Consider the following 11,088-nt stretch of genomic DNA (forward strand, 5'->3'; position numbering starts at 1 on the left):
CGGCGCCATGTCCGGCCGCGCGGTGTTCGTGCTGGTGTTCCTGCCGTTCGCGCTGGGCCACTATCTGTCGAGCCTGATCCGCACCGTCAACGCGACGCTGGCGCCGCAGCTGATGGCGGCGCTGGCGCTGAGCCCCGCCCAGCTTGGCCTGCTGACCAGCGCCTTCTTCCTGGCGTTCGCGCTGGCGCAGCTGCCGGTCGGCATGGCGCTGGACCGCTGGGGCCCGGCGCGGGTGCAGCCGCCGATGCTGCTGCTGGCGGCGCTGGGCGCGCTGGCCTTCTCCGGCGGCCGCGATTTCGCCCAGCTGCTGGCGGCGCGCGCGCTGATCGGACTGGGCCTGGGCGGCTGCTTCATGTCGGCGGTGAAGGCGGTCTCGACCTGGGTGGCGCCGGCGCGGCTGCCGTCGGTGCAGGGCTATCTGATCGCGGCCGGCGGGCTGGGGGCGGCGTCGGCCACCCTGCCGGTGCGGCTGGCGCTGCACTACACCGACTGGCGCGGCCTGTTCGTCGGCCTGGCCGCGGCGGCGGCCGCGCTGGCGCTGCTGATACGGCTGGTGGCGCCGGCCGCGCCGCCAGCGTCGTCGTCGTCGTCGTCGGCGGCGGCGGCGCGGCCGGCCGGGCTGGCGGTGCTGCGCGAGGTGCTCAGGCATCCGGCCTTCCGCGAGGTGGCGCAGCTGGTGCTGGTGCCGCACATGGTGTTCTTCGGCATCCAGGGCCTGTGGATCAGCCGCTGGCTGAGCGACGTCGCCGGCTACTCGGAGGCGGCGCTGGCCTACCTGCTGTACCTGGGCATGGCGGCGGTGATCTTCGGTGCCATCGCGGTCGGCATGATCACCGAGTGGGCAGGGCGGCGCGGCGTGGCGCCGATCAGCGTGGCGGCGGCCGGGGTGGCGTTGTTCATCGCGGTGCAGCTGGGCTTTGTGTGCAACTGGGCGCCCAGCTACCAGTTGCTGTCGGTGGTCTTCACGCTGGTGGGCACGGTGACCGGCATCGAGTATGCGATCGTCGCGCAAAGCCTGCCGGCCACGCTGACCGGGCGCGGCGCCACCTGCCTCAACCTGCTGATCTTCCTGGGCGCGTTCGCGGTGCAGGCGGGCTTCGGGCTGGTGGTCGGCTGCTGGCGGCCGGACTTTTTGCAGCGCTATCCGGCGCAGGCCTACCAGGTGGCGTTCGCGGTGCTGGTGCTGTTGCAGTTGCGCGGACTGTTGTTATTCGCGCGCCGGCGCTGGGGCGCGGGCGCGCAATCCGGTAAAATCGACCACCAATCCGGCAGCCCGGCAACCAGCCCACCGATCGCGCGATGACTACTGCACCCACCGTCTTTGTCTCCCTGCCGGTCGCATGGCAGGACTGGATCATGCAAAACCTGGCGCGCGCCTGCAATCCGCTGGACATGGCCAACAGCATGGCGGCCTCCGGCCAGCACAGCATGGCGGTGGCGCGCGCCGCCATCGACGAGGCGCTGGCGCTGCGCGCGGCGGCCGACCACGCGCCGGCGCCGCAGGCCAGCGCGTTCGTGGCGCCGCAGCAGATGCCCTACATCGACCTGGAACGCAACCTGGTCGCCGCGCCGGACCGCACGGTGGAGGTGCTGTTCGTGCTGAAGCAGCCGCAGATCATCCTGCTGGGGAATGTGCTCAGCGACGAGGAGTGCGACGCCATCATCGCCCATTGCGGCACCCGCTACACCCGTTCCACCGTCACCGGCGAGGCCGACGGCGCCAGCGTGGTGCACGAGGGCCGCACCAGCGAGATGGCCTTCATTCAGCGCGGCGAGGCCGAGGTGGCCGAGCGCATCGAGCAGCGGCTGGCGGCGCTGGCGCACTGGCCGCCCGAGTGCAGCGAGCCGTTCCAGCTGCAGAAGTACGGCGTGAGCCAGGAGTACCGGCCGCACTACGACTGGCTGGACCCGGACAGCAGCGGCCATCGCAGCCACCTGGCGCGCGGCGGCCAGCGGCTGGCCACCTTTATCCTGTACCTGAGCGACGTGGCGCAGGGCGGCGGCACGGTGTTCCCCGGCTTGGGGCTGGAGGTGTATCCGAAGAAGGGCAACGCGCTGTGGTTCCTCAACACCGACGACAACCACCAGCCGGACAAGCAGACCTTGCACGGCGGCGCGCCGGTGGTCAGCGGCACCAAGATCATCGCCAACAAATGGCTGCGGCAAGGGCGCTACGGTTAGAATGGCGGGCATTGTCCCCTGTTTTAACCTAGGAACCCTATGAGACTCGTTCGTTACGGCCGTCCCGGCAAAGAGAAACCAGGCCTGATCGATGACGAAGGCAAGCTGCGCGACTTGTCCGGCGTGATCGCCGACATCGACGCGGCGCAGTTGGCGCCCAAGGCGCTGCGCAAGCTGGAAAAGATCCCGCAAGCCTCGCTGCCGCTGGTGCGCGGCAATCCGCGCTACGGCGTGCCGCTCGCGCGCGTGGGCAAATTCATCGGCATCGGCCTCAATTATTCGGACCACGCGGCCGAAGCGGGCATGCCGATCCCGAAGGAGCCGATCGTCTTCATGAAGGCGATTTCCTGCCTGTCCGGCCCGGACGATCCGGTCATGCTGCCGCAAGGCTCGAAGAAGACCGACTGGGAAGTGGAACTGGGCGTGGTGATCGGCACGCGCGCGCAGTACGTCAGCGAGGAGGACGCGCTGAAGTACGTGGCCGGCTATTGCGTGGTCAACGACCTGTCGGAGCGTTCCTTCCAGCTGGAGCGCGGCCCGCAATGGGACAAGGGCAAGGGTTGCGACACCTTCGGCCCGGTCGGCCCGTGGCTGGTGACGCAGGAAGACATCTACGACGTGCAGCAGCTGGACCTGTACCTGGAGCTGAACGGCAAGCGCATGCAGACCGGCTGCACCGACACCATGATCTTCTCGGTGGCGCAGATCGTCAGCTACCTGTCGAAGTTCATGACCCTGGAGCCGGGCGACGTGATCGCCACCGGCACGCCACCGGGCGTGGGCCAGGGCCGCAAGCCGCAGCGCTTCCTCAAGAAAGGCGACGTCCTGCGGCTGGGCATCGCCGGCCTGGGCGAGCAGCAGCAGGACGTCGTCGCCTGGACCGCGCGCTAGCCCCGCAAGGCGATCCGCGCGGGGTCAGCGCGCGGGGTCAGACCCCGTACGGGGTCTGACCCCTCTTACGGTGGTGGGGTTCAGGTCGCGCTGGCCAGCGCCCGCGCCAGGGCGTCGGCCAGCCGGCTGGTGATCTCCGCCAGCTCGGCCTCGGTGGCGATGAACGGCGGCGCCAGCAGGATATGGTCGCCGCGCCGGCCGTCGATGGTGCCGCCCATCGGATACACCATCAAGCCGCGCGCCATGGCCTGTTCCTTGACCGCCGCGTGCAGCTGGCAGGCCGGATCGAAGGGTTGCTTGCTGCCGCGGTCGCGCACCAGTTCCAGCGCCAGCAGCAGGCCGCGCCCGCGGATGTCGCCCACGTGCGGATGGTTGCCGAACGCCTCGCGCAGCATGCGGCGGAAGGCGGCGCCGCGCACCGTGACGGCGCCCAGCAAACAATCCCTCTGGATCACCTTCTGCACCGCCAGCGCGGCGGCGGCGGCCACCGGATGGCCCATGTAGGTGTGGCCGTGCTGGAAGGCGCCGCTGCCCTCGCGCAGGCGCCGCACCACATGCTCGCGCGCCAGCACCGCGCCGATCGGCTGGTAGCCGGCGCCCAGGCCCTTGCCCAGCACCACCAGGTCCGGCAGCACGCCCTCCTGTTCAAACGCGTACAGCGTGCCGGTGCGGCCCATGCCGCACATGACTTCATCGAGGATCAGCAGGATGCCGTACTTGTCGCACAGCTTGCGCACGCCGCGGAAGTAGCCGGGCGTGGGCGGCACGGCGCCGGCGGTGGCGCCGACCACCGTCTCGGCGACGAAGCCGATGATGTGCTCGGGGCCGTGTTCGAGGATGGTCGCCTCCACTTCGGCCAGCAGGGCGGCGGTGTAGTCCTCGGTGCTCTGGCCGTCGGCGCGGTCGCGGTATTCGTAGCAGGGGGCGACGCGCGGCACCGCCATCAGCAGCGGCTCGAACGGGCGGCGGCGCCATTCGTTGCCGCCGATGGCCAGCGCGCCCAGCGTGTTGCCGTGGTAGCTCTGGCGGCGGGCGATGAACAGGCCGCGCTGCGGCTGGCCGGCTTCGACCCAGTACTGGCGCGCCAGCTTGAGGGCGGTCTCCATCGCTTCCGAGCCGCCCGAGACCAGGTACACGTGATCGAGGTCGCCGGGAGCGTCGTCGGCCAGGCGGCTGGCCAGTTCCTCGGCGGCGTCGCAGCTGAAGAAGGCGGTGTGGGCGTAGGCGTTGCGGTCGATCTGGGCGTGCATGGCGGCCAGCACGTCGGGATGGGCGTGGCCCAGCGAGGAGACGGCGGCGCCGCCACTGGCGTCGATGTAGCTGCGGCCCTGGCTGTCGCGCACCGTCAGGCCGGTGGCGCTGACGGCCAGCGGTGGGGGGCGGCGCAGGTTGCGGTGGATGATGTGGCTCATGGCGTCCTTTCGGTCAGGGTGACGAAGAGCAGACGATAGCCGCGATCGGGTTGTGTTCTGTTGATCTATCCCGCACCATGAGCGAATAATTGACCAGGACGCCAGCAGGAGTGACAACGATGACCGACCGATTGGGAGCCATACCGTTTGCCGACATGAGCGCGGCCCAGCAGGTGGCGGCGCAGGCCGTGATCGACGGCCCGCGCGGGGCCTTGTACGGGCCGTTCGTGCCGCTGATCCGCAGCCCGGAGCTGATGGCGGCGGCGCAGCGCATGGGGGAGTACCTGCGCTACCGCAGCGCGATCGGCACGCGGCTGACGGAGCTGGCGATCCTGGTGACGGCGCGCCAGTGGAGCCAGCAGGTGGAGTGGGCGATCCACGAACCGATCGCGCGCCAGTACGGCATTTCAGACGAGGTGATCGCGGCGCTGGCGGCGCGCCGGCGGCCGGACGGCATGGCGGCCGACGAGGCGCTGGTGCACGATTTCTGCATCGAGCTGCACCAGCGGCAGCGAATCGACGACGCCACCTACGCGGCGGCGCTGGCGGCCTTCGGCGAGCACGGGGTGGTGGACCTGATGGGGATCAACGGCTACTACACCTTCCTGGCGATGGTGATGAACGCCGCGCAGACGGCGGTGCCGGCGTCGCCGGCCGCGCCGCTGCCATAAAAAAGCCGGGGGTCAAGTCTGACATTCGGACACGGGCTCTACGGTAGCGGCCGCTACCGTAGAGCCCGTGTCCGAATGTCAGACTTGACCCCCGTGGGTTACAGCACTTTTTTCAGCCAGGCGCTGATGTGGTCCACTTCTTCCTGGCACAGCGAGTGCTGCATCGCGTAGTCGTGCCATTCGATGCTGTAGCCCAGTTGCTTGAGCAGGTCGCGCGACTGTTCGGCGCGGGCCAGCGGGATCACCGGGTCCATGCGGCCGTGCACCATGAAGATCGGCGTGGCCAGGCTGGCGGCGGTGTGCTCGGCGGCGGCCTTGGCCGCGATCGGCACATAGCCCGACAAACACATCAGGCCGGCCAGCTTTTCTTGCAGGCGCATGCCGGTTTGCAGCGTCATCGCGCAGCCCTGCGAGAAGCCGGCCAGGATGATGCGCTCGGCCGGGATGCCGCGCGCTTTTTCACGCTCGATCAGCGCCTCCACCTTGGCTTGCGAGGCGCGCAGGCCGGCTTCGTCTTCCTGGCGGCCCAGGTCGCTGGCGACGATGTCGTACCAGGCGCGCATCACGTAGCCGTTGTTGATGGTCACCGGCATGGTGTCGGCGTTGGGGAAGATGAAGCGGATCGCCGGCAGGCCGCGCAGGTCGAGCTCGTGCAGCATGGGCACGAAGTCGTTGGCGTCGGCGCCCAGGCCGTGCATCCAGATGATGGCCACGCTCGGGTTGGCGCCGGTTTCTTTTTCGATGGTTTGCAACAGGGTGCTCATGGGCGTCCTCAGAGTTGGGGGCGTAGCGCGGATTTGGGGCGGAAGGCCTTGCACACGGCCGGGTCGGTTTCCATGTAGGGACCGCCGATCAGGTCGACGCAGTAGGGCACGGCGGCGAAGATGCCGCCCACCAGCGTGGCGCCGGCGGCGTCCCGCAGGCCGCCCAGCGTTTCGGCGATGGCCTTGGGCTGGCCGGGCAGGTTCAGCACCAGCGCGGCATGGTCGACGGTTTCGCGGATCACGGCGGTCTGGCGCGACAGGATCGCGGTCGGCACGAAGTGCAGGCTGATCTGGCGCATCTGCTCGCCGAAACCGGGCATTTCCCTGGTGCCGATGGATAAAGTAGCTTCCGGCGTGACGTCGCGCCGCGCCGGGCCGGTGCCGCCGGTGGTCAGCACCAGGTGGCAGCGGGCGACGTCGACCAGTTCGGTCAGCGTGGCTTCGATCTGGGCGCGTTCGTCGGCGATCAGGCGGGTTTCAAGCCGGTAGGGCGTGGTCAGGGCGCGCGCCAGCCAGTCTTGCAGGGCCGGCAGGCCCAGGTCCTGGTAGACGCCGCCGCTGGCGCGGTCGGAGACCGACACCAGGCCGATCACCAGGGTGTCGACGTTACTCGTCATCGGACTCGCTGTCTTCGTCGTCGGTTTCGGCGGCAGCCTTGCCCTTCTTGGACTCGATCTGCTTGAGGATCTGGAAGATCTCGCGGAAGGCTTTCGGCGGCTTGTTCTCGGCCTGTTCCTTGCGGGCGTTGCGGATCAGCGTGCGCAGGTGCTGCACGTCCAGTTCCGGGTTCTCTTCCAGCAGCACGGTGAGCGCCTTGTCGTCGACCAGCAGCTTGTCGCGGCGGCGTTCCAGCGCGTGCATGGCGGCCGTCTCCGACTTGGAGGCGCCCTTCCAGCTGTCGATGGTTTGCTGGATCACGGCCACTTCGGCCTCGTCCAGCGTGCGCATCTTCTTGCCCACGTACTGCATCTGGCGGCGACGGCCCTCGTGGTTGGTGATCTGCTGGCAGGCCAGGATGGCTTCCAGCACGTCCTCCGGCATCGGCACGCGCTTGACGCGGTCGCGCGGGGCTTCGACCAGGGTTTCGCCCATCTTTTGCAGGGCGTCCGACTGGCGTTTAAGCTCGGTTTTGGACGGGCGTTCGTATTCTTGTTCGAATTCGGTGGAGCTGAAGCCGACGGCTCCGCGGTTGGGATTTACCATAATATTAACTTTCGGTTCGGCACGTGGCCGCACCTGTAAACTGTAAACGACTGCTATGATACCTGTTTTAGTGGCCACCCGAAGATTACAGCCCATGAGCGATACCCATTTTACCCACACCCAGGACCAGTTGAAGCAGCTCGCACGCGATGTGCTGGCGTTCGCCAAGGAGCAGGGCGGCACCGATTGCGCCGTCGAAATCAGCGAAGGCAGCGGCTTGTCGGTGTCGGTACGCAAGAGCAAAATCGAGACCATCGAGCAAAACAAGGACAAGGGCATGGGGGTGACGGTGTTCATCGGCCAGCGCCGCGGCAACGCCAGCACCTCGGACTTTTCGCAAGCGGCGCTGAAGGCGACGGTGGAGGCGGCCTACAACATCGCCCGCTTCACCGCCGACGACGACTGCGCCGGCCTGGCCGACGCCGACCAGCTGGAACTGGCGCCGCGCGACCTGAAGCTGTTCTACCCGTGGGATATCTCGACCGCCGACGCGGTGACCTTGGCCCAGCGCGCCGAGGCGGCCGGCTTCGACGTCGATCCGCGCGTGACCAATTCGGAAGGCGCCGGCGTGCACGTGCAGCAGTCGCACTTCGTGGCGGCCAACTCGCGCGGCTTTATCGGCGGCTATCCGTATTCGCGCCACACCTTGTCGGTGGCGATGATCGCCGGCAAGGGCTCGAAGATGCAGCGCGACGACTGGTACACCTCGGTGCGCGACGCGAAAAAAATGTCGGCGCCGGAGGCGATCGGCCGTTACGCGGCCGAGCGCGCGCTGGCGCGCCTGAACGCGCGCACCATCGACACCCGCACCTGCCCGGTGCTGTTCGAGGCGCCGCTGGCGGCCGGCCTGCTGGGCGCCTTCGTGCAGGCGACCTCGGGCGGTGCCCTGTACCGCAAGTCCAGCTTCCTGCTGGACTCGCTGGGCAAGCAGGTGCTGCCGAAACATATCCAGATCAAGGAAGATCCGCACGTGGTCGGCGGCGTCGGCTCGGCGCCGTTCGATGAGGAGGGCGTGCGCACCGTCAAGCGCGACGTGGTCAAGGATGGCGTGGTGCAGGGCTATTTCCTGTCGACCTATTCGGCGCGCAAGCTGGGCATGAAGACCACCGGCAACGCCGGCGGCTCGCACAACCTGTCGCTGACCTCGTCGCTGACCAAGAAGGGCGACGACTTCGCCGCCATGCTGCGCAAGATGGGCACCGGCCTGCTGGTGACCGAGCTGATGGGCCAGGGCACCAACTACGTGACGGGCGACTATTCGCGCGGCGCGTCCGGCTACTGGGTCGAGAACGGCGTGATCCAGTATCCGGTGGAGGAGATCACCATCGCCGGCAATATGAAGGACATGCTGGCGCAGATCGTCGCCGTCGGCGCCGATGTGCTGGTGCGCGGCACCAAGCAGACCGGCTCCATCCTGATCGAAAACATGGTGGTGGCCGGCGGCTGATCGTCGTTCACTCCCGCTTGCAGTGCGCGCTTGACGGCAGCCCGCAAGCGACCAGCCGGCCGACGTCGGGGTTGGTCAGGTAGTTCAGATGCGCGTAGTCCGGACGCTCCAGCAGGCCGAAGTAGGTGCTCGCGTTGGAGACCAGGATGTTGTAGACCGTCACGCCCTGGCGCGCGTATTTTTCCGATTGCAGCGTGTACGACAGCAGGTCGTTGGGATCGGTGAACGCCACCAGCGTCAGGCGTTGGTCGGTGGCCGCCGTGGCCGCCGGCCGCTTTTGCAGCAGCCGTTGCAGGCTGTCGGGCGCGGCCGGCGCCAGCGCCGCCGCGCCTGTCTGCTGGTCGGCCAGCGACAGCAAGGGTATCTGGTTGGCCGCCATCACCAGCAAGCGCAGGCGATCGACCGCCTTTTGCGCCACCAGCGCCGCGCGCGAGCCGGGCGCTTCCTCCATCATGCGCAGCAGGGTATCGAACAGGATCTTGCTGCCCATGCTATGCGAAATCACCACCAGCGGTATATCCGACGCGCCATCGCCGGCGTCCAGCACTTGCAGGATCGCATCGCGCATGCGGCGCTGGATGTCGTCGCGCGCCACGCCCTGATAGACCAGCGCGTCGGGCAGGCAATCGTCGATCAAGCCATCCTTGAAGCGCGCGTTGAGACGGGCGCGGGTGGATGTGAGCGGCGGCGTGCCGTCGCAGATGGATGACTTGCCGGCCTGGTCGTAGCACAGCTGGCGCTTGAGGCCGGTGGTCAGCGGCGACCAGATCAGCGCGTTGAAACGCAGGCTGCCGGCCGGCGTCGCGACATTGGACGAGACGATCTGGACCTGTGGCCCGCCGGTGGCGGCGTGGGCGGAAGACGAGCTGGTCGCGCCCGTGAGCGATTGCATCAGCTGCCCGACCACCACGCCGGCCCAGCTGGCGTCATGGGTGCAGATGCCGTGCACCAGCAGCACGTCGGCGCTCTGGCCGCCGGCGCCGGCGGCCAGGTCGATCAGGCCGGGGAAGGTGGTGCCGGCGTCCAGCAGTTGCGGCGGACGGTAGGGCGTGGTGCAGGCGCACAGCATCAGCACAATCAACAACAGTGCGCGGCGTTTCCAGGTCGGGGTATGCATGCTGAACCTCCAGTCGCGGCGCGCGGGTGCGCCGATCAGGTCCAGTGTATTTTTCCCTGCGGCGGCGATATTGTCGCGCCGCAGGGAAGGGCTCAGCTTACTGCTTTACTGCTGGGCCAGCAGCGATTGCAGCACCGGCTGCAACACCGATTTGCCCAGTTCGGCGCTGCGGGCGCCGTTCCAGCCGGTTTCCGGATCAGGATCGTTGGCGTTGTCCTTGAACGGCATCTCCAGCGTCAGCGACAGGCAGCCGAAGGCGTGGGTGATGTGCGGCGAGCCCATGGTCAGGGTTTCGTCGGTGTACGGCGTTTCTCCGTAGCCGTAGTCGTCCTGGAAGTCCGGGCTGGCGATCAGGAAATTGTCGATGAAGTATTGTTGCGCTTCTTCCTGATCCGGCGTGAAGGTCGGCAGCGACTCGCTGCCCGCCACGAACACGTAAGGCAGGCCTTCGTCGCCGTGGATGTCCAGGCACAGGTCGCAGCCGATTTCCAGCATCTTGTTCTTGACCAGGAACACTTCCGGGCTGCGTTCCATGGTCGGGTTCAGCCATTCGCGGTTCAGGTTGGCGCCGGCCGCGTTGGTGCGCAGGTTGCCGCGCACCGAGCCGTCCGGATTCATGTTCGGCACCACGTAGAACACGGCTTCCTTCAGGCACTGGCGGCCGAACGGGTTGGCCGGGTCCAGCAGCGCCTCGACCATGCCTTCGACGAACCACTCGGCCATCGTCTCGCCCGGATGCTGGCGGGCGATGACCCAGACTTTTTGCTCCGCTTCCGGATCGCCGATCACCAGCATGTTCAGGTCGCGGCCGTCGATGGTGTTGCCCAGGTCGACCAGCTTGACCAGCGGCGACAGTTGCGCGTTGTCCAGCAGCGACAGGTGGCGTTCCCACGAGTACGGCTCGAAATAGGCGTAGTAGACGCTGTCGTATTCCGGCGTGTGGTTGATGGTCATGACGCTGCCGTCATAGGTGGTCGGCACGCGGAACCAATTGTCGCGGTCGTAGCTGGCGACGGCCTGGTAGTCCTTCCAGCCGTCCGGATAGGCGGAGCTGCCGGCGTTCAGGAAGCGCAGCGCCAGCGGCGTGGCTTGTGCGCCCTGCACGCGGAAATAAAACCATTGCGTGATGTCGGCGTGCGAGTCCTTGCGGATGTTCAGGTCGATGGCGGCCGGATCGTCGGCACGCAGGACCTCGATGGCGCCGGCGTCGAATTGCTGGCTGATTTTGATAGACATGGCTGAATCCCGGTAAATTCTATGTAAGAAGTTTGTTTGCGCTTGTGGCGCAGTGGCGACATGATACAGGGTCTGGGGTCAAGTCTGACATTCGGACACGGCCTCAGGGTCTGGGGTCAAGTCTGACATTCGGACACGGCCTCTGCCGTAGCAGCCGCTACGGCAG

The 11,088-nt window shown here is 67.7% G+C and carries 11 protein-coding genes; 5 read left to right on the forward strand and 6 right to left on the reverse strand.

What is annotated here, in order from left to right:
• The first annotated feature begins 7 nt into the window (after window positions 1–7).
• Genes KVP70_RS30160 through KVP70_RS30170 form a run of 3 tightly spaced genes read left to right on the forward strand, consistent with a single transcriptional unit; the run spans window position 8 to window position 3,072 of the window.
• Complete coding sequence (locus tag KVP70_RS30160; protein ID WP_217946076.1) at window positions 8–1,303, forward strand: MFS transporter; 1,296 nt, start codon at window positions 8–10, stop codon at window positions 1,301–1,303.
• Window positions 1,300–2,181: a 2OG-Fe(II) oxygenase gene (locus KVP70_RS30165; protein ID WP_229225189.1), complete on the forward strand. Its 882-nt coding sequence runs from the start codon at window positions 1,300–1,302 to the stop codon at window positions 2,179–2,181. Before KVP70_RS30160 ends, KVP70_RS30165 begins: the two co-directional genes overlap by 4 nt.
• Window positions 2,182–2,220: 39 nt before the next feature.
• The gene (locus KVP70_RS30170) at window positions 2,221–3,072 is read left to right on the forward strand and encodes a fumarylacetoacetate hydrolase family protein (RefSeq protein ID WP_217946077.1); all 852 of its coding nucleotides are present in this window, start codon (window positions 2,221–2,223) and stop codon (window positions 3,070–3,072) included.
• An 80-nt stretch (window positions 3,073–3,152) separates the two neighbouring features.
• On the opposite strand, the gene KVP70_RS30175 is transcribed toward KVP70_RS30170, so the two are convergent.
• A complete protein-coding gene (locus tag KVP70_RS30175; RefSeq protein WP_217946078.1) occupies window positions 3,153–4,484 on the reverse strand; it encodes an aspartate aminotransferase family protein in 1,332 nt (443 codons plus the stop codon).
• Between the two features lie 119 nt (window positions 4,485–4,603).
• Between KVP70_RS30175 and KVP70_RS30180 the strand changes: the two genes are divergently transcribed.
• The gene (locus KVP70_RS30180; RefSeq protein ID WP_217946079.1) at window positions 4,604–5,155 is read left to right on the forward strand and encodes a carboxymuconolactone decarboxylase family protein; all 552 of its coding nucleotides are present in this window, start codon (window positions 4,604–4,606) and stop codon (window positions 5,153–5,155) included.
• 98 nt (window positions 5,156–5,253) lie between these two features.
• On the opposite strand, the gene KVP70_RS30185 is transcribed toward KVP70_RS30180, so the two are convergent.
• The 3 genes from KVP70_RS30185 to yjgA are packed head-to-tail and all read right to left on the reverse strand — an operon-like array spanning window position 5,254 to window position 7,122.
• The gene (locus KVP70_RS30185; protein WP_217946080.1) at window positions 5,254–5,919 is read right to left on the reverse strand and encodes an alpha/beta hydrolase; all 666 of its coding nucleotides are present in this window, start codon (window positions 5,917–5,919) and stop codon (window positions 5,254–5,256) included.
• An 8-nt stretch (window positions 5,920–5,927) separates the two neighbouring features.
• A complete protein-coding gene (mog, locus tag KVP70_RS30190; RefSeq protein ID WP_217946081.1) occupies window positions 5,928–6,536 on the reverse strand; it encodes a molybdopterin adenylyltransferase in 609 nt (202 codons plus the stop codon).
• Window positions 6,526–7,122 (reverse strand): ribosome biogenesis factor YjgA, encoded by a 597-nt coding sequence (gene yjgA, locus KVP70_RS30195; protein ID WP_217946082.1) that lies wholly within the window; start codon window positions 7,120–7,122, stop codon window positions 6,526–6,528. The genes mog and yjgA overlap by 11 nt, the downstream gene beginning before the upstream one ends.
• 94 nt (window positions 7,123–7,216) lie before the next feature.
• On the opposite strand from yjgA, the gene pmbA reads away from it, so the two are divergent.
• On the forward strand, window positions 7,217–8,569 hold the full coding sequence (gene pmbA / locus KVP70_RS30200; RefSeq protein ID WP_217946083.1) for a metalloprotease PmbA: 1,353 nt from the start codon (window positions 7,217–7,219) through the stop codon (window positions 8,567–8,569).
• A 7-nt stretch (window positions 8,570–8,576) separates the two neighbouring features.
• Here the strand turns inward: pmbA and KVP70_RS30205 are convergent, their stop codons facing one another.
• Together KVP70_RS30205 and KVP70_RS30210 are read right to left on the reverse strand one after the other, a co-directional pair.
• Window positions 8,577–9,686, reverse strand: coding sequence for a hypothetical protein (locus KVP70_RS30205; RefSeq protein WP_217946084.1), 1,110 nt, complete (start codon window positions 9,684–9,686; stop codon window positions 8,577–8,579).
• Between the two features lie 105 nt (window positions 9,687–9,791).
• Window positions 9,792–10,922 carry a M14 family metallopeptidase gene (locus tag KVP70_RS30210; RefSeq protein ID WP_217946085.1) on the reverse strand — a complete coding sequence of 377 codons (1,131 nt, stop codon included), beginning with the start codon at window positions 10,920–10,922 and terminating at the stop codon, window positions 9,792–9,794.
• Window positions 10,923–11,088 lie beyond the last annotated feature (166 nt).

The sequence above is a fragment of the Duganella violaceipulchra genome, assembly GCF_019166075.1.
GTDB classification, from domain to species: Bacteria; Pseudomonadota; Gammaproteobacteria; order Burkholderiales; family Burkholderiaceae_D; genus Rugamonas; species Rugamonas violaceipulchra.

Excerpts from the sequence above, each read along its gene's own strand:
- yjgA (WP_217946082.1), bottom strand. The coding sequence starts at position 7,122 with ATGGTAAATCCCAACCGCGGAGCCGTCGGCTTCAGCTCCACCGAATTC.
- KVP70_RS30165 (WP_229225189.1), top strand. The coding sequence starts at position 1,300 with ATGACTACTGCACCCACCGTCTTTGTCTCCCTGCCGGTCGCATGGCAG.
- KVP70_RS30180 (WP_217946079.1), top strand. The coding sequence starts at position 4,604 with ATGACCGACCGATTGGGAGCCATACCGTTTGCCGACATGAGCGCGGCC.
- mog (WP_217946081.1), bottom strand. The coding sequence starts at position 6,536 with ATGACGAGTAACGTCGACACCCTGGTGATCGGCCTGGTGTCGGTCTCC.
- KVP70_RS30175 (WP_217946078.1), bottom strand. The coding sequence starts at position 4,484 with ATGAGCCACATCATCCACCGCAACCTGCGCCGCCCCCCACCGCTGGCC.
- KVP70_RS30160 (WP_217946076.1), top strand. The coding sequence starts at position 8 with ATGTCCGGCCGCGCGGTGTTCGTGCTGGTGTTCCTGCCGTTCGCGCTG.
- KVP70_RS30170 (WP_217946077.1), top strand. The coding sequence starts at position 2,221 with ATGAGACTCGTTCGTTACGGCCGTCCCGGCAAAGAGAAACCAGGCCTG.
- KVP70_RS30210 (WP_217946085.1), bottom strand. The coding sequence starts at position 10,922 with ATGTCTATCAAAATCAGCCAGCAATTCGACGCCGGCGCCATCGAGGTC.
- KVP70_RS30185 (WP_217946080.1), bottom strand. The coding sequence starts at position 5,919 with ATGAGCACCCTGTTGCAAACCATCGAAAAAGAAACCGGCGCCAACCCG.
- pmbA (WP_217946083.1), top strand. The coding sequence starts at position 7,217 with ATGAGCGATACCCATTTTACCCACACCCAGGACCAGTTGAAGCAGCTC.
- KVP70_RS30205 (WP_217946084.1), bottom strand. The coding sequence starts at position 9,686 with ATGCATACCCCGACCTGGAAACGCCGCGCACTGTTGTTGATTGTGCTG.